Source organism: Acinetobacter sp. YH12096, assembly GCF_013419215.1.
Lineage (GTDB): Bacteria > Pseudomonadota > Gammaproteobacteria > Pseudomonadales > Moraxellaceae > Acinetobacter > Acinetobacter amyesii.
This window is the reverse complement of sequence record NZ_VPAM01000017.1, coordinates 1-17,795: the sequence shown is the minus strand read 5'-3', so window position 1 is coordinate 17,795 and position 17,795 is coordinate 1. Positions and strand designations below refer to the sequence as shown.

General features: G+C 39.4%; 14 protein-coding genes and 4 tRNA genes. 14 read left to right on the top strand and 4 right to left on the bottom strand.

Annotated features, from left to right (window positions below; genetic code table 11):
* Nucleotide 1: 1 nt before the first annotated feature.
* Nucleotides 2-745, bottom strand: coding sequence for a transcriptional regulator LldR (gene lldR / locus FTU36_RS08800; protein WP_180004196.1), 744 nt, complete (start codon nucleotides 743-745; stop codon nucleotides 2-4).
* Between the two features lie 32 nt (nucleotides 746-777).
* Nucleotides 778-2,445: an L-lactate permease gene (lldP, locus tag FTU36_RS08795; protein ID WP_180004194.1), complete on the bottom strand. Its 1,668-nt coding sequence runs from the start codon at nucleotides 2,443-2,445 to the stop codon at nucleotides 778-780.
* 619 nt (nucleotides 2,446-3,064) lie between these two features.
* Here lldP and argG point away from each other — a divergent pair.
* A complete protein-coding gene (gene argG, locus FTU36_RS08790; RefSeq protein WP_078192912.1) occupies nucleotides 3,065-4,408 on the top strand; it encodes an argininosuccinate synthase in 1,344 nt (447 codons plus the stop codon).
* Between the two features lie 82 nt (nucleotides 4,409-4,490).
* Here the strand turns inward: argG and FTU36_RS08785 are convergent, their stop codons facing one another.
* Entirely contained in the window at nucleotides 4,491-5,747 is a 1,257-nt protein-coding gene (locus FTU36_RS08785) for a diguanylate cyclase (RefSeq protein ID WP_180004192.1), read from the bottom strand.
* Nucleotides 5,748-5,899: 152 nt separating this feature from the next.
* Between FTU36_RS08785 and pyrC the strand changes: the two genes are divergently transcribed.
* The 8 genes from pyrC (at nucleotide 5,900) to FTU36_RS08745 (ending at nucleotide 13,847) form a co-directional block, all read left to right on the top strand.
* Nucleotides 5,900-6,934, top strand: a complete 1,035-nt coding sequence (gene pyrC / locus FTU36_RS08780; RefSeq protein WP_111885770.1) for a dihydroorotase — start codon at nucleotides 5,900-5,902, stop codon at nucleotides 6,932-6,934.
* Entirely contained in the window at nucleotides 6,919-7,578 is a 660-nt protein-coding gene (gene rnt, locus FTU36_RS08775; RefSeq protein WP_078192915.1) for a ribonuclease T, read from the top strand. The genes pyrC and rnt overlap by 16 nt, the downstream gene beginning before the upstream one ends.
* Nucleotides 7,579-7,598: 20 nt before the next feature.
* Nucleotides 7,599-7,674: transfer RNA gene (locus tag FTU36_RS08770), tRNA-Glu, on the top strand.
* Between the two features lie 201 nt (nucleotides 7,675-7,875).
* On the top strand, nucleotides 7,876-10,413 hold the full coding sequence (locus FTU36_RS08765) for a TonB-dependent receptor plug domain-containing protein (protein WP_180117499.1): 2,538 nt from the start codon (nucleotides 7,876-7,878) through the stop codon (nucleotides 10,411-10,413).
* A gap of 59 nt (nucleotides 10,414-10,472) precedes the next feature.
* On the top strand, nucleotides 10,473-11,309 hold the full coding sequence (locus FTU36_RS08760) for a hypothetical protein (protein WP_180004186.1): 837 nt from the start codon (nucleotides 10,473-10,475) through the stop codon (nucleotides 11,307-11,309).
* Nucleotides 11,306-12,073, top strand: a complete 768-nt coding sequence (locus FTU36_RS08755) for a hypothetical protein (RefSeq protein WP_180117497.1) — start codon at nucleotides 11,306-11,308, stop codon at nucleotides 12,071-12,073. Before FTU36_RS08760 ends, FTU36_RS08755 begins: the two co-directional genes overlap by 4 nt.
* 65 nt (nucleotides 12,074-12,138) lie before the next feature.
* Nucleotides 12,139-12,291, top strand: a complete 153-nt coding sequence (locus FTU36_RS08750) for a hypothetical protein (RefSeq protein WP_168379378.1) — start codon at nucleotides 12,139-12,141, stop codon at nucleotides 12,289-12,291.
* A 128-nt stretch (nucleotides 12,292-12,419) separates the two neighbouring features.
* A complete protein-coding gene (locus FTU36_RS08745) occupies nucleotides 12,420-13,847 on the top strand; it encodes an amino acid permease (protein WP_180106287.1) in 1,428 nt (475 codons plus the stop codon).
* A 156-nt stretch (nucleotides 13,848-14,003) separates the two neighbouring features.
* Here the strand turns inward: FTU36_RS08745 and FTU36_RS08740 are convergent, their stop codons facing one another.
* Entirely contained in the window at nucleotides 14,004-14,696 is a 693-nt protein-coding gene (locus tag FTU36_RS08740) for a hypothetical protein (RefSeq protein ID WP_180117495.1), read from the bottom strand.
* A 106-nt stretch (nucleotides 14,697-14,802) separates the two neighbouring features.
* Here FTU36_RS08740 and FTU36_RS08735 point away from each other — a divergent pair.
* The 5 genes from FTU36_RS08735 (at nucleotide 14,803) to FTU36_RS08715 (ending at nucleotide 17,742) form a co-directional block, all read left to right on the top strand.
* Nucleotides 14,803-14,878 (top strand) — tRNA-Glu (locus tag FTU36_RS08735).
* Nucleotides 14,879-15,001: 123 nt separating this feature from the next.
* A complete protein-coding gene (locus FTU36_RS08730) occupies nucleotides 15,002-16,420 on the top strand; it encodes an amino acid permease (protein WP_078189154.1) in 1,419 nt (472 codons plus the stop codon).
* A gap of 109 nt (nucleotides 16,421-16,529) precedes the next feature.
* Nucleotides 16,530-17,435, top strand: coding sequence for an alpha/beta fold hydrolase (locus FTU36_RS08725; protein WP_111885776.1), 906 nt, complete (start codon nucleotides 16,530-16,532; stop codon nucleotides 17,433-17,435).
* Nucleotides 17,436-17,567: 132 nt separating this feature from the next.
* Nucleotides 17,568-17,643 (top strand) — tRNA-Glu (locus tag FTU36_RS08720).
* A gap of 23 nt (nucleotides 17,644-17,666) precedes the next feature.
* A tRNA-Glu gene (locus tag FTU36_RS08715) sits at nucleotides 17,667-17,742 on the top strand.
* Nucleotides 17,743-17,795: the final 53 nt, after the last annotated feature.

Here is a 17,795-nt window from a genome sequence, read left to right as displayed (position 1 = left end):
CTTATATCCTGTTTAATCGACTGGCACGCTGACGTCGAGCTTCTTCTTCATCAATCATACGCACCTGTTGTACTACAAACTCAATGTGTCCACAGACTGCTTTACGTGCAGCTTCAGGATCACGACGTTCAATTGCATTCATGACTTGAAAGTGCTGATCGTGCAATTGATCAAATCGGTGTGCTTCGCTATAAACTTTTCGACGACCTAAAACGACATTAAATTGCAACAGATCAAATAGACCACGCATCATCTGAATCAACACTAAATTGTGTGAAGCTTCAGCAATTGCTAAATGAAATTTGGCATCTGCACGCGCTGCTTCATCGTCATTGCCTAAAGCCTGAAAATGATTGATCTGATCATAATAATGTCGGATATGTGCCAAGTCCTCTGCTGTAGCACGTTGTGCCGCATACCATGCAGTACCACCTTCTAAAATAATGCGCGCCTCTTGCACATCAAAACGGTAGGCAGGGTCTTCACTAATCAAACTGCTAATGGGCTGCACAATTTGATAACTCGACCAAGTCGCTGGTAATTGCTTTAAAAAAGTCCCCGCACCGACTTTACTGACCAACACGCCCATGCTGGTCAATTGAGAAATCGCTTCGCGTAAAGAGGTGCGTGAGACGCCTAGTTGTTCACACAGTTTCCGTTCAGCAGGCAGACGATCTCCAACTTGCATATTGCTTTGTTCAATCAATACACGAAGACTTTGAACAGTTTTATCAGAGACTTTCATCTGCTTTCCTTAACGTTGTTACACAATGCGTGTTATGGAATCATCCAAGGGAACACATAAGCTTGTAGGGTGATTAAAATCCCCATCATGATTGTGAACGTTATACTGTGTTTTACGGTAAAACGGAATAAATCCGACTCTTTACCTACCAACCCGACTGCCGCACATGCAATTGCAATTGACTGTGGTGAAATCATTTTCCCTGTCACACCGCCACTGGTATTAGCAGCAACGAGTAATACTTCTGGCACACCGATTTGTTGTGCAGTAGTCGCCTGCAATGCTGCAAATAGCGCATTGGCTGACGTATCTGAACCCGTGAGGAATACACCAAGCCATCCTAAAAATGGCGAGAAGAAGGTAAAGGCTTGACCTGTATGTGCAAGGGCCAAAGCCAAGGTCGAAGACATACCTGAATAGTTGGCGATAAAAGCAAAAGACAACACCATCCCAATCGAATAAATTGGAATTTTTAATTCATTAATGGTTTCACCAAAGGTCACAATCGCGTCTTTCGGCTTCATTTTTAAGAAAATAATGGTAATGATCGCAGCAATGACAATTGCTGTACCTGTTGCCGAAAACCAATCAAATTTATAGATGGCATCGTAGTCCTTCATTTCAGGTACGACTGGCGGCATCTTTTGAACCAATTGGTGTAAGAATGGCACTTTGATCGAAATAACCAAATCATGTAAAGCACCGTCTTTGGTAAATAAATCCTTAAACGGTTTAATACTCCAGATCGTGACCATCACCGTTAAGATCGCAAATGGCGACCACGCTTTTGCAATTTGACCCAAGCTATATTTTTGCTGTTTTTGTGCAGCCACATCTTCACTCATCGTCGCATCTTGATCTGCAAAGCGGAAAATATGTTTAGGCTGCCAATATTTAAATAAAATCGTTAATGACACTAAAGAGGCAATCGCCGCGGTAATATCGGGTAATTCAGGACCGACAAAGTTCGACGTTAGATACTGTGCAATCGCAAAGCTACTCGCCCCAACCACAACCGCAGGCCAAGTTTCCTTCACACCGCGCCAGCCATCCATAATCGCCATAATCCAAAACAGTACAATCGGCACCATAAATGGCAACTGTCGACCAACCATCTGACTGATTTCCATCGTATCTACACCAGACACTTGTCCAGCAACGATAATTGGAATACCCATCGCACCAAAAGCCACTGGCGCTGTATTTACGATCAGACAAAGACCTGCCGCATATAAAGGTTTAAAGCCTAAACCTACCAATAGTGCTGCGGTAATCGCCACAGGAGCACCAAAGCCCGCAGCACCTTCTAGGAAAGTACCGAAAGCAAAGCCGACTAATAGCATCTGTAAACGTTGATCTTCAGTAATGGAAAGTATCGAAGAACGGATGATGTCAAACTGCCCTGTTTTGACTGAGATTTTATACAGGAACACCGCACCAATAATGATCCATGCGATCGGCCATAAACCATAGAAAAAACCGTAGACCATCGAAGCCAATGCCATAAGCGCAGGCATGTCATAGGCAAATAAAGACACCAACAGTGCCAGTACAACGGTGATCGTACCTGCCACACTGCCTTTTAAACGAAATACAGCAAGCGCCAAGAAAAAAAAGATAATCGGAATGAGCGCAATTAAACTTGATATCCATATATTCCCCATTGGGTCATATATTTGCTGCCATTGAAGCATTGTCATCTCCTTGAAATGCTTACTAAGATTTAATTATTGAGCAATATCAGCATGTGGTCTTTTTATCATTGGTATGACCAATATAAATATTAAACACATAAAAACTCATACTATTGCTGAAATACTCCGCAATTTTTAATTATTTCAACTCAATCATTCAAGCTTTTCTTGTTTTTGGTATGACCAATATAAAATACAAAAATATTATTTTTCCGTTTAAAAACCTCCATATCAACTTTTAAATATCTGTTTTGTATTTATTATTTACAACTAAACTTTATAAAATATACTTTAGTCTAATAACCACGCTTTGTTTGACCTCAGTCTCATTTCAATGAAAAGCATAAAAACCAAATTAACCCAATAATGGTATGACCATTAATTTAAATCAAATAGATTTCTTTATATTTACATCCTATTCCATTCAGAAAACGCATTTTCCGCCCGCAAAAACTGGATGAAGTATTCACCAATAGATTTCAACGATCATTTTTTTCCACCTCATCGCTTGTATCTCATGATTTTTTAGAAAAACCCCGCAGAAAAGTGCTACAATCATGCACATATATGTATTCTTTCAGGCCACCCATTCTCGGTGCCTATATTTATATCGTTAGGATTAACAATGACTGATAATGCAACTATCTTGCAGAATGTCCCAGTTGGCAAAAAAGTTGGTATTGCCTTCTCTGGTGGTCTAGATACTTCAGCTGCGCTTTTGTGGATGAAACAAAAAGGTGCAGAACCTTATGCTTACACAGCAAACTTAGGTCAACCTGATGAAGACGACTACGATGCGATTCCAAAAAAAGCGGAAGCGTATGGCGCAGTTAAAGCTCGCTTAGTTGATTGTCGTTTACAACTTGCATTAGAAGGTATTGCGGCTATTCAATGTGGCGCTTTCCATATTTCAACTGGTGGTATGCCTTACTTCAACACGACTCCTCTTGGTCGTGCAGTTACAGGTACGATGCTTGTAACCGCAATGAAAGAAGATGACGTAAACATCTGGGGTGACGGTTCGACTTATAAAGGTAACGACATTGAACGTTTCTACCGTTATGGTCTATTGACTAACCCAGCACTTAAAATTTACAAACCGTGGTTAGACCAAACCTTTATTGACGAATTAGGTGGCCGTGCAGAAATGTCACAGTTCCTAATCGACAACGGTTTTGACTACAAAATGTCAAAAGAGAAAGCGTACTCAACTGACTCAAACATGTTAGGTGCGACTCACGAAGCAAAAGATCTTGAATACCTTAATGCGGGTATCAAAATCGTAGACCCAATCATGGGCGTTGCGTTCTGGAAAGATGACGTAGAAGTAAAAGCTGAAGAAGTTTCTGTAACTTTCGAAGAAGGCTTCCCTGTTGCATTAAATGGCAAACGCATCGAAAACCCAGTTGAGTTCATTCTTGAAGCTAACCGTATCGGTGGTCGTCATGGTCTAGGTATGTCTGACCAAATCGAAAACCGTATCATTGAAGCAAAATCTCGTGGTATCTACGAAGCTCCGGGTATGGCACTTCTTCATATCGCTTATGAACGTTTAGTGACTGGTATTCATAACGAAGACACCATCGAACAATACCGTATTAACGGTCTGCGTTTAGGTCGTCTTCTTTACCAAGGTCGTTGGTTCGATTCTCAATCATTAATGCTTCGTGAAACTGCGCAGCGTTGGGTTGCTAAAGCAATCACTGGTACTGTGACTTTAGAACTTCGTCGTGGTAATGACTACACTATTCTAAACACTGAATCTCCTAACCTCACTTATGAAGCTGAACGTTTAACTATGGAGAAAGGTGACTCTATGTTTAGTCCTGCTGACCGTATCGGTCAATTGACTATGCGTAACTTGGATATCACAGATACTCGCGCTAAATTAGGTATCTACACAAACTCTGGCTTACTTGCAGTAGGTACAGGTTCTGCAGTGCCTCAATTAAAAGACAAAAACAAATAAGATTTGTTGAGTCATAAAAAACCGCGCATTTTGCGCGGTTTTTTATTGCCGATTTCAGAGAAGTTCTCAATTTTATTAAACATTAAGCCACATGTGCTGAACGAATCGACTGATAGTAAATTTGATTCCGGCCTAATTGTTTCGCACGATACAACGCCTGATCGGCAATATTTAACAGTTCATCCTTCGTCATATTTTCAGCACGATATACCGTAATACCCAAACTAATAGTGACGTGATTTGAAACCTGTGATTTGGCATGTGGAATTTCTAAACGATCGATTGCTTTATAAATATTTGACGCTACCGCATAAGCACCATGCGCATCGGTTTCAGGCAATAAAACCACAAATTCTTCACCACCATATCGCGCTACAAAATCCATATGTCGAATGGCATTTTTAATGGTTTTGGCAATGGTTGAAATTACATCATCGCCTTTTTGATGACCGTAGAAATCGTTATAGTTTTTAAAATGATCGACATCGATAAATAGCACAGCAAGCGAGGTGTTATTACGTCGAGATTGCTCATAAAAGGTATCAAGCATTTCATCAAAAGTACGTCGGTTTGAAATCTTGGTTAATTCATCATGCTGACTTAAATGTAAAAGCTCTGTGGTATGAATACGATGGATTTTTTCACTAATATCCGCGCGCAGCATATTCAAAAATATCATCCGTTCACGCGCACAGAGCATCTTACTGATTGCAAAACCCAATACACAGCTTCCAATCAGTACACGCCCCAACACCATCACATCAAATTTCACTTCTAATGAAAAAAGCATCAACATGGTGACCACAGCAGCCAACAATCCAGACATCAACATTTGGACCGGTTTTACCCCCGTCAAAATATAGCTCAAGATGTAAATCATACAAAGGATCATCATGGCCTGATGTTTAAGTGCTTCGGTATACACGGTCATGGTGAGCCAAGACATTGAAATAACAGCCCAAAACACTACAAACATACTGGCATGTGAAAAATAAGGCTTCAGACGGTCGTAACGGGCAAAGGTATATAAAGCCAAAAGACACAGCGCACCATTGAGCTGACCAAGCAAACAACGAATAAAATCATGCACAAAATGCTGTTGATTAATTATCCAGTAATCTCCGGGAATGATCAGCATCGTGAGCACAAAGTAGATCAACACTCCCATCCAAAAAAAATGACGTATGTTGGTTTGTGCACGATCGAGACTTAAAGTCCAAAATTGAGTTTCCAGTTTTTTAGGAAACATTTCCCCTACACGACGAGTTTGCCGTGTAATCAGTTCCTCTATTTTTTCTTTATCGTATTGCAACTTTGCAAGGTTATACTTGTATTCCATTTCCAAGCATTTATCTAATTTTTTTAGTCATTTAAAAATACCACAGTTTTTATTCTTTATTTATATCTGTTCAGTCATTTGTACATAAATCTCGTTACCATTTTCACATTATTTGCATTATCATTTGTTTTATTTCCAAGCTTGGAATCGCTGTGAATACGATTACTCTTCTTCAGCCAGATGATTGGCATGCACATTTACGTGACGGTCTAGCCCTAAAGCGTACAGTTCCTGATTTAGCACAACAATTCTCTCGCGCGATTTGTATGCCAAACACCGTACCACCGGTAAAAACCGTTGAAGAAGCAAATGCATACCGTGAACGTATCATGGCACATGTTCCTGAAGGCGTTCACTTTGACCCGCGCATGGTGCTCTATTTCACAGACAACACACCTGCAAGTGAAGTTAAAAAAATTAAAGAATCTGAGCATGTTAATGCCATTAAGCTCTATCCAGCAGGTGCAACCACGAACTCGGACAGTGGTGTCAGTGACATTAGTAAAGTATATGGTGTGATTGAGCAGCTCGAAGAACACCAAGTACCATTACTGTTACATGGTGAAGTGACGCATAACCATGTCGATATTTTTGACCGTGAAAAACGTTTCCTAGATGAAGTGCTATCTCCACTGTTAAAACAGTTCCCTAAATTAAAATTGGTGCTAGAACACATCACCACCAGTGAAGCTGCGCATTTTGTATTAGAACAAGACCGTAATGTCGCTGCGACAATCACACCGCAACATTTATTATTTAACCGTAATGATATGTTGGTGGGTGGTATTAAACCGCATTTCTATTGCTTACCGATTTTAAAACGTCAAACCCATCAGCAAACTTTGCTCGAAGTCGCGACCAGTGCGAACCCTAAATTTTTCTTAGGTACAGACAGTGCGCCGCACTCAAAAAATGCTAAAGAAAATGCATGTGGCTGTGCAGGATGTTATAGTGCACCAACAGCAATTGAGCTATACGCTCAAGCATTTGATCAAGTCGGTAAAATCGACCGTTTAGAAGGTTTTGCAAGCCACTTTGGTGCAGACTTCTACGGACTCCCTCGAAATACCAATACCATTACTTTGGTAAAAGAAGATCAAGTGATCCCTGAAAGTTTAGACTACTTGGATGGCGAAAAAATTATTCCGTTGTATGCGGGTAAGACCATCCAATGGAGAAAAGTGTGACAGATGAAACTCGACCAGTCATTGGTCAACGTTTCCGTGGATTCCTACCTGTTGTTGTCGATGTCGAAACAGCAGGTTTTAATTCACAGACCGATGCCTTACTGGAAATTGCAGCGATTCCTATTGTGTATGATGCAGAAGGTAATTTTGTACCGGGTGAAGCCCACCATGCACATATCAATCCGTTTGAAGGTGCCAACCTTGACCGTCGCTCACTGGATTTTATTGGTGTAGATCCATTTAATCCGATGCGTATGGCCATGGCTGAAGATGAGAAATCAGCATTAAAACGTATTTTTAAGTCAGTGAATGAAGTACGTCGCCAACAGAACTGCACACACGCGGTTTTAGTTGGTCATAATGCCCATTTTGACTTAGGTTTTGTACAGGCAGCGATTGCACGTACAGGGACAAAAAATCAAAATCCTTTCCATAGTTTTTCCGTATTCGATACAGTGACTTTGAGCGCTGTAATGTTTGGACAAACTGTGCTGGCAAAATCATGTATTCAGGCAGGTATTGAGTTTGATGGCAAAGAAGCACACTCTGCACTTTACGATACTCAGAAGACCGCTGAACTGTTCTGTTATATTTTGAACAAACTCGGCCCTCACCTACTTGACACTATGATGGCGGATCAATAAGATACCGCCATCTTCTAAACGTCCCTATCGTCTAGAGGCCTAGGACATCGCCCTTTCACGGCGGTAACCGGGGTTCGAATCCCCGTAGGGACGCCAATTCTTATTCAGACTTTCTCCAAGCTGATTATTCAAGTCTATTGAATACACATCACCATCTCTTCTGATTATTCAAAATTTTCATTGAATTCGCTGTGTATTAAAAAATCACTTATTGCAAATAATTCTCATTTCTATTGATTATTTTTATAAAGTTAATGATAATCGCTATCGTTTTTATCTGCATAATTGTTGACAGCCATGCGCTTTGCCTATTCTCCCCTCAATCTCGCAATTTTGACTGCTTTAGCATCTCAAGCTTATGCTAATGAAATTGATACAACTCAATTTATTCAAAGCAATAATCTCAAAATGTCGCCGATTGAAGTTGAAGTCAAAGCCAAGCCAGAAGTAGGTACAACCGTCTACTCCAAAGAAGATTTAGAAAAAACGCCGAATAGTTCGAAAAATATCACAGACTTTTTAAAAGTTAATCCAAATGTGCAGTTTAGCCGTGAACAACGTTCTGCAGATTCTCAGGCTGAGCTACGACCATCCGAGATATCTATTAATGGCGCGCAAACTTACCGAAATAAATTTGTAATTAACGGCGTCAATACCACCAATAACCTTGACCCTCTGGCAAGCGGCAACTCCTATTCAGGCAAGCTTGATGGTGGCTCACAAGGGATGGCCCTAAATACCGATTTAATTTGTAAATTAGAATTGATCGATAGTAATGTTTCTGCAGCATACGGCGAATTTACAGGTGGTGTAGTTAATGCTGAAACTTGTACCCCAAATACTGAAATTGGCAAAATCCACGGCTCCGTTACTTACGACTACACGGAAAGTGATTGGTCACGTTATCATTTTACCGATGAAGAAGAAGCTGCAGAGTTTGAAGATCCAACATCATCAAATAATAAAGAATATAAAAAACACGGCTTAAGCCTGAATCTATACAGCAAACTCTCTGCACAATGGGGCATCAATAGTTATGCCTCTAAACGTGAATCCATCGTTCCAGTAATGAGTGGTTTAGAAGATCGCAGTAAAGTCAAAAGCGAGCGTAATAATATCAACTTAGGGACTACCCTTTTTTACACACCTTCGGACACAACCAAAGCGAAGTTTGGCTTTGATTTAGGGGATTTGGACAGTCTAAATTTCGTTGATAAGCGAATAAATTCAAAAAGTATTAGCAATACAGAAACGCTGACATTTTTTGGTGAATTAGAAAGTAAACTCAATAATTCAACATTAAAACAAAATATTAGCTATCAAACGCTAAGCCAAGCACGTGAAAATGATTCAACTACCGGCATTCTTTGGAAGCAAACACCAACTAAAAACTGGAGTTCCAATCCTGGTGAAGGTGCCACAAGTAGTGATATTGAATTACACCAAGATACATTTTCGTATAGTCTAAAAAATGCTTTTGATACCATTCAGATTGGCAACAGCATGCAACAATTAAGCTTTGGTATGGGCTATGACTATTCTAAAGTTGCATGGGAACGGCCTAACGATGCCTATATGTATAATCAGCCTAAGACTTTTACATCTAGTTCAGGCATTAGCTGTACGGCAGGTGATATTCTTTGTGATGAAGCAACGGATGAAAATAACTATCAAGGCCAATATCAAACAAATGGCAAGTATTATCAAAAAGGTAAAGTTAATATTGACCAACAACGTGTGCATACCTTCATTGAAAACACATCGACTTGGGATAATTTTTCAGCGCGTATAGGTTTACGTGCAGATTATGACAGCTTGTCGAAAAATTTAAATATTGCACCTCGTACTGCCTTTAACTATAAACCGCTAAAAAATGATCTTTTGTCCTTCACTACGGGATGGAATCGATATTATGCAAACTATACCTTAGCCACTGAGCTGCAAGATCAACTTGCATTTTTGGAATACAATTTAAAACGCACAAAAAATCAAACTGAAGACTATTGGACTCAAACTGGGTTATCAGATTTAATATTAGCTAATTCCAATATTCAACGTGCCAATTTAAAGACCCCTTATGCTGACGAAATTGTGTTTGCCATTAATAGCCAAGTTAAAAACTGGAACCTTGGTCTGAAATGGGTGAATCGCGATAGCAAAGATGAAATCACAAAAAATCGTTTTATTGATCCAACAACCAGCAACACCATCGATCATTTTGAATATAGCAATAGTGGTAAAGCAAAAGCTGACATTTACACACTCACACTCAGAAATACGCTGCCAGTCGTTTATAAAAACTCTCTGCACGGGTTTAACTTTGGCTTTGATTACACTGAATCGGAAAAAAATTATTTAGACTATTCTGAGTCATATAACGTTAACAGTAATACCGCTGCTGAAGATCGCAATATTATCTTTAACGGCAGCCTCATCCAATTTAATGAACGTCCTGTTGAAAATTTCAATCAGCCTTGGACTGCTCGTTTTGGTTGGGACATTGAGTTTTCAAATTTACCATTAAAGATTAATAACTTCTTAAGCTACAAATCTGAATATAAAGATACGTATAAACTAAAAAACAAAGTTGAGCATGATGGTGTCCTGTTGGAAGCCTATGCTACAGATACGATTAGACCTCGATTTAGTTGGGATATGCGTACCACTTATGATTTCAATTTCGCTAAAGACTACAAAGCAATATTCGGTTTAACCATTAACAATATTACCAATCGACATAATATCTATACCACCCCAGGTATTAGTGAGTCGACCAACAGACTTAGATCTGAAATTGGGCGACAGTTCATTGCTGATGTCACATTTAAATTTTAATCTTCCCTATCAAGAGCGCCTTAAAAACGCTCTTGATTCATTTTAAAATAGACTAAAACATGAAAAAAATAATCTTACTCTTTGGCCTGTGCATAGTATGTCTCGGTATCTTCATCTACATTTTTAGACCCGAAGCCAGCCTACCGACAAATCTTTCAAATACTGTTGAGCACGATGCCAATCAGACAAATCAAACAGCATTGAATGATGACCAAGAATCTTCTATTCCCGAAACCAACGATCGTGACACTCAAATACAAGCGAAAAAAACCAAAAAATTGAGCGAAGAAGCAATACAGTATTACCGAACAGCAAGTAAATACGGTTGGGAGTCAATCGTTCGTGATTTTGAAAATGGAACCATCCTAAAAAGTAAAATGCCTAAAGGGGAAATAGAAAAACTTTGCGAAATTGCACTGAGTCAAAGCACTGCCGATAAAACCAAACGCTTATTTAAAGCAAATTGCAAACCACTCAATGGCCGTTCATCCTCTATGATTATTAATGGCGCATTAACCAATGCAGAAGGCAAAATAGATCAAAACGAAATCATTGAAAAATTAAAACTCTACAAGTCGGAAAATGTTTTACAAACACACGTTACGTATAAATTTGGCCCGTATGAAGAAAAAAGCTCTTTGCAATCCAAAGCAATTGGCTGGGGGCTTGAAGACGTTTCTGATTATTTGCTGAGTATTGGAGTCGATTACACGGGCGTGGATGGTAATTTAATTTTAGACAATATCAAAGGCCGTAACCCTTCTGTGAGTTTGGTTCAAAAACTACTGAATGCAGGAATCGAGCCCAATAGTAACGTTTATAAACAAATGGAACAGAATGACTTTTCAACCAAATATCCTGACGTTTACAATTTATTAAAAGCACACAAACCATGAAAAACATCGTTATTACCAGCTGCCTGCTAATGAGTATGCATTGCTTTGCAAATGCTCCATTACCACAAAATCTCTCTACCAATGCACCATCAGTGAAAAACATTCAAGACTTTAAAAAGATCAAAGGGATGACAAATGATGCATCTCGTTATTATAAATTTATAAACATATATGGTTGGTCAGCCATAGTGCAGGAATTTGAAAATAAAAATATTCAAAGCAGTAAAATGAAAAATAAAGAAGTTAAAAAAATGTGTGACACAGCGCATCTTATACTTCCACTTCAAGATATCAAGCGACTGATTGCTGCTAATTGCAAACCCAGCTCAAACGATGTCACTTTTAATACCATCAATAGGACTTTAAAAAATGGCGATGGTTCTATTAATGAACAAGAAATTATTGCCAAATTAGAATTTTATAATGCATTAGGATTATTAAAAACACATCAAACATACGGCCGTGGCTATCGTGCAGAAACATATAATTTACTCTACAAAGCTGCCGGTTTTGGTTTGCCTAATGTTTTTGATTATCTACTTAATATTAGACTCACAGTAAAATATACCGATGGTAACTTACTGAATACACATTTTGATGGTCGCTCCCCACAACTCGCTTTAACCCAAAAAATTTTAAAACTGGGTGTCGAGCCAAATGCTTCAACCATCACAATCATGCAACAACGGAACTTTAAACAACACTACCCCGACATTTACCAAATCATACTGTCCAATCTAGAACAGAAAAACCACAAACTTTAATTAATTACAGCCTGACTGGTTTTGTTTATACTTCAGCTTGATCTATTTTGATGTAAGAATACCCTATGTTTAAAAAGTTGCTCTTGGTTTTAGCCATCTTATTTCCATCTGCACTCTATCTGTATATTGTGAGCCGCGATGACAACAAAGCCCCTGTAGCTGAACAAACTCAAGTACCTGCAACTTCTGAAGCTGAGTATCAAACTCCTGACCATTAATCCAATGGTCAGTGCTAAAGATTTAAATTTTAGATCAGTATTATCACATTATAAGAAAAATTCGATTTATCAATCATTTCACTGCATTCAATCATAAAATATACCTTTCGTTCAATTTTCATTTCACTATGCAATCTCCCTCTGAACCTTCGCAACACTCGTCTGCTGAAGGTAAAAGTCCATCGCTTAAACGTGCGATGACGACTCGACACCTTGTGATGCTCTCACTTGGTGGTGCAATTGGTACTGGTTTGTTTATGGGTTCAGGTGAAGTTATTTCACAAGCTGGGCCTTTAGGCGCTGTTCTTGCCTATATTATTGGCGGTTTGATTGCCTACATGGTCATGCTCTGTTTGGGTGAACTTGCCGTACATTTACCTGTTTCTGGGTCTTTTGGTGCTTTTGCGACAAATTATATTGGCCCTGGTACCGGTTATATGGTGTCTTGGATGTACTGGTTGGGCTGGTCTGCCACCTTAGGTACAGAATTTACTGCGGCGGCTATTTTGATGCAGGAATGGTTTCCACAAACCTCTATTTGGTTATGGACACTGATCTTTGCTGCTGGTGTACTGATTTCTAATCTAAGTTCTACACGCGCATTCGCAGAGTCAGAATTTTGGTTATCAATGGTGAAAGTTGCAACAGTGTTGATTTTCATCATCCTTGGTTTTGCCTGCATCTTTGGTTTCGTGCCTTTCCAAGGCTATGAATCAGCTCCAATGTTCCACAATTTGACTGAACATGGTTGGCTGCCAAATGGTTTGTTCCCACTGTTTGCCACGCTATTGATCGTGAACTTTGCCTTTAATGGTACAGAAATGATTGGTATCGCTGCAGGTGAAACTGAAAACCCTGAAAAGAATGTGCCTAAAGCCATTCATGCTGCGGTATGGCGCTTAATCATTTTCTTTGTCGGCACTATTATCGTCATCAGTTCACTGTTGACCTATACCGATGCAGGTTTAAATGTTGGTGGACATGGCGGCTTAAGTAGTAGCCCATTCGTTTCCGTATTTAACCTGATGGGCATTCCCTATGCAGAAGACTTAATTCGTTTCGTCATTATTACAGCTTTACTGTCTACAGCTAACTCTGGTTTATATGCTGCATCGCGTATGATGTGGGCACTGTCTGCACAAAAACAATTACCACGTGCTTTCGGCAAATTAAGCAAAACAGGTGTGCCTTATATTGCTGTATTGGTCACTATGATCGGTGGTTTACCAGGTCTATTGTCAGAACAATTTGGCGCAGATGTGATCTTCAAAAACTTGATGGGGGTTGCTGCCTTCACCATGGTGATCGTGTGGATGAGTATTTGCTGGAGTCAATTTAACTTCCGTCGCCAATGGCTGAAACAAGGTCATACCGTTTCAGAGCTTAAATTCCGTACACCATGGTTCCCGCTGGTTCCAATTCTTGGCTTTGTCTGCTGTACCGCAACAGGTTTAAGTATGGCTGCAGATCCTGAAATGCTTTCTGGCTTTATTGGCTGTCTGATCTTTATGGCAGCGTGTTATGCAGGTTATTATTGGTTATATCACGATAAATAAAATAGCTAAGGTGGCTCATTAGCCACCTTTTTTTATGAAACTATTTCTCTTCCCTATGAGAGAAAAATTAGGGTTTCCATATAAATTCAAAAATGATTTGTGGGAGCAGTTTAATCCACAAAAACCACTGTACAGACTATAATTTAAGGAAATCGTTCAACTGCTTTTCGTTAATGAATTTTTATTCTCGCTCAACACCAAGATATAATCCCATACTTTCAACTCCAATGAGTCCTTTTCGGATTTTGCACCTTTAGAAACATTAGCTAAAAGACACGCAGCTACTATTGCTAGAAATATTTGGATAGATACTCTCAAACTTGTATTAGATATTAATTCAACAAAAGTAAAGTTAAAAACTATTAATGAAAGTGGCAAAAGCACCCGACTTGAATTCATCTGTTTTTTAAATTCAGGAAAATCACGATTAATAACCAATAAATCTTGTTTGTCTTTACTCCACAACATTGGCTCAAAACATACATCCAATTTTTTTTCTAATTTTTCAAGTTCTACATCATCACTAGACAACTGATATCTTCGAACCTTTAAGATTAAATATAATTTAAAAAAGCTCTGGATATCTAAAAAATAATGAGAATCATCTAAAGATTTAAGGTGATTGTACGTAATTCTACTTTCCCCATCTAAATCCCTAAATAAAAGTTCATCAATAATTCTTTCAAACTCTGATTTACTAATATACGAAGAAAAATTATTTGTATAAACTTCAAACCAATGCAAATAATTCAATAAAACTATATAGAATCTTTCATGGACTTTGCCCACATTAAATTGATTGATTTCAAATAAAATTCCAGAAATAAACTCATTAAAATTATTTTTCATTAAAAAGATTCTGTTTTTGTTTCATTTATATACATTTAGAATATAACAATCAAACTCTATTTTGACAAATATAGATGGGCTATGTACTATACACCCACCTCAAAACGTCCCTATCGTCTAGAGGCCTAGGACATCGCCCTTTCACGGCGGTAACCGGGGTTCGAATCCCCGTAGGGACGCCAATTTTTCTGTCAGCTCTGACAAACTTAAAGTTTATTTATCTATAATTTATATTAATTGATTGCATCATCATTGCATTCTTCTCTACAATTACTCGCTTCATTATTTGATTCTCCTTTTTCTCTATGCAGTCATCACATTCTCCGAATGATGCTTCGCATCAGGGCAATTCTGCGCCGTTAAAACGCGCTATGAGTACTCGACATCTGGTGATGATTTCGCTTGGCGGCGCAATCGGTACTGGTTTATTTCTTGGTTCGGGTGAAGTCATTGCACAAACGGGGCCTGTAGGTGCCATTATTTCGTATTTTTTAGGCGGTATTATCGCCTATATGGTGATGCTTTGCTTAGGCGAGCTCGCTGTACATATGCCAGAATCTGGTTCATTTGGCGCTTATGCTAAACGCTATATCGGACCGGGTACGGGTTATACCATCACTTGGCTGTATTGGCTGACATGGTCAGTAACGCTAGGAACTGAATTTACTGCTGCTGCACTTTTAATGCAGGAATGGTTCCCAGACAGCTCTATGTGGATGTGGACCCTAATCTTTGGTGCTTTTGTATTCTGCTTGAATATGATTTCAACCAAATGGTTTGCTGAATCTGAATTTTGGCTAGCCTTAGTCAAAGTAATTACCGTTGTTGCCTTTATTATTTTAGGTCTATTGGCCATTTTTGGTGTTTTAGGCTATCGAGGCTATGAAGCTGCACCGCTGTTTAGCAACCTCACTGCACAAGGATGGTTCCCTGAAGGCTTGTTCCCAATATTCGCTACAATGTTGATTGTTAACTTCGCATTCTCTGGTACTGAGCTGATTGGTGTTGCTGCGGGTGAAACCAAAGATCCAGCGAAAAATGTGCCTAAAGCCATTAACACGGCGATTTTCCGCTTATTGATTTTCTTTGTGGGTACTATTGTTGTTATTACTGCATTATTGCCACACCAAGAAGCCGGCTTATCTGCCGAAGGTGTAAGTAGTTCACCTTTCGTAACGGTATTCCAGCACATTGGTATTCCTTATGCAGAAGACATCATCCGCTTTGTGATTATCACAGCCCTACTTTCTGCTGCAAACTCAGGTTTATTTGCTGCATCTCGAATGATGTGGTCATTGTCCTATAGTAAGCAATTACCTGCAGTGTTCTCTAAAGTGAACTCGCGCGGTATTCCTTATGTTGCCGTGATCGTGACCATGATCGGTGGTATGCCGGGCTTACTGTCTGAACAATTCGCTCCAGAAACCATCTTCAAAAACTTGTTAGGTGTCGCGGCATTTACCATGGTGGTGGTATGGATGAGTATTTGTTTAAGCCAATTCAACTTCCGTCGTCAGTGGTATAAAGAAGGCAAAACTGCAAAAGATTTAGCTTTTGCTGCACCACTCTTCCCAATTGTGCCGATACTCGGTTTTGTATTCTGTCTGATTACCTGTATTAGTATGGTATTTGACCCAGAAATGTTAACTGGCTTTATCTGCTGTATGATCTTCATTGTGGCGTGTTATATCAGCTACTACACCTTGTATCACAACAAAGATTGATCTACGTTGTCATGCCAAACACGATAAAAGAGTAACTTCGGTTGCTCTTTTTTTATGGCTATATTTTAATAAAAGTAGAATAAAAACTGGTCCGTCGATGAGGTGCAATATGCAGATCATCTTTATCCATGGCATGAATCAACAGCAACAAACTGCACGTTCGCTCGAACAGCATTGGCTTGCACTATTGTCTCAAGGCTTAAAGCAAAGCCATCAAGAGACTTTTTTATCGTATATACAGCACCATATGCGCATGCCTTTTTATGGGGACTTACTCACGCGTTATCATTTACAGAATATGCTTCAAGCCAGCACCTTGACGCCTCAAACGTGGCCACATTTTCCGTTTATCCATCGTACTGAACTCCCAGAAAAATCACCAAAAGTACTTGAGCATCATGCCGTACAAAACAATCTACCTGACATCACCCTCAATGATGCTATTGGATTGAGCCAGTCATTCAAATCGATCACCGCACTCGGCAAAGATCTTGCGCTACGCGATTTTGCAGTTTTAATGAATTATTTCCCCAAATTACATGCCACACTTTTGCATAAATTTTTGGTCGAAACTTATCTCTATTTATCCAATCCACACTTTATTCAGGCAGTTCATACTCGTCTGCATGAGCAATTACATCAAACGAAACCCACCCTGTTGATTGCACATTCGCTAGGTAGCGTGATTGCGTATCATTTTTTACTGTTACATCCTGAACTCAACATACAGCGCTTTATCACCTTGGGCTCACCTTTGGCTTTTCGTGTCATCCAAGCCCACTTACCTCAGCCTTTACAGCGACCTGATGCAATTTCAGGCGATTGGTTAAACTTTTATTCACATGATGATTTTCTCAGCGCTTTTCCACTGAGTCAGGCACCATTTGATTTTCAACCCGCCATTATTAACCAGCAAATTCAGACATCGATTGAACACCCACACGATATTGCTGGATATTTAACGCATCCAGAAGTTATTGCTACAATCTTACAAGTGTTGAAAAAACCGACATAAATAATGTATTTTTCAAACATTTTTAGCAAATTGTTTTAATTTTATGCACTCAACAACAAAAACTGAATTTATTTATAGAAAAGCGTTTGACACCCCCCGATTTTCACCCTAATATACGCCCACCTCTGAAACGTCCCTATCGTCTAGAGGCCTAGGACATCGCCCTTTCACGGCGGTAACCGGGGTTCGAATCCCCGTAGGGACGCCAATTTCAGAAGTACATTTTATTAAGTCCCTATCGTCTAGAGGCCTAGGACATCGCCCTTTCACGGCGGTAACCGGGGTTCGAATCCCCGTAGGGACGCCAATTTCAGAAGTACATTTTATTAAGTCCCTATCGTCTAGAGGCCTAGGACATCG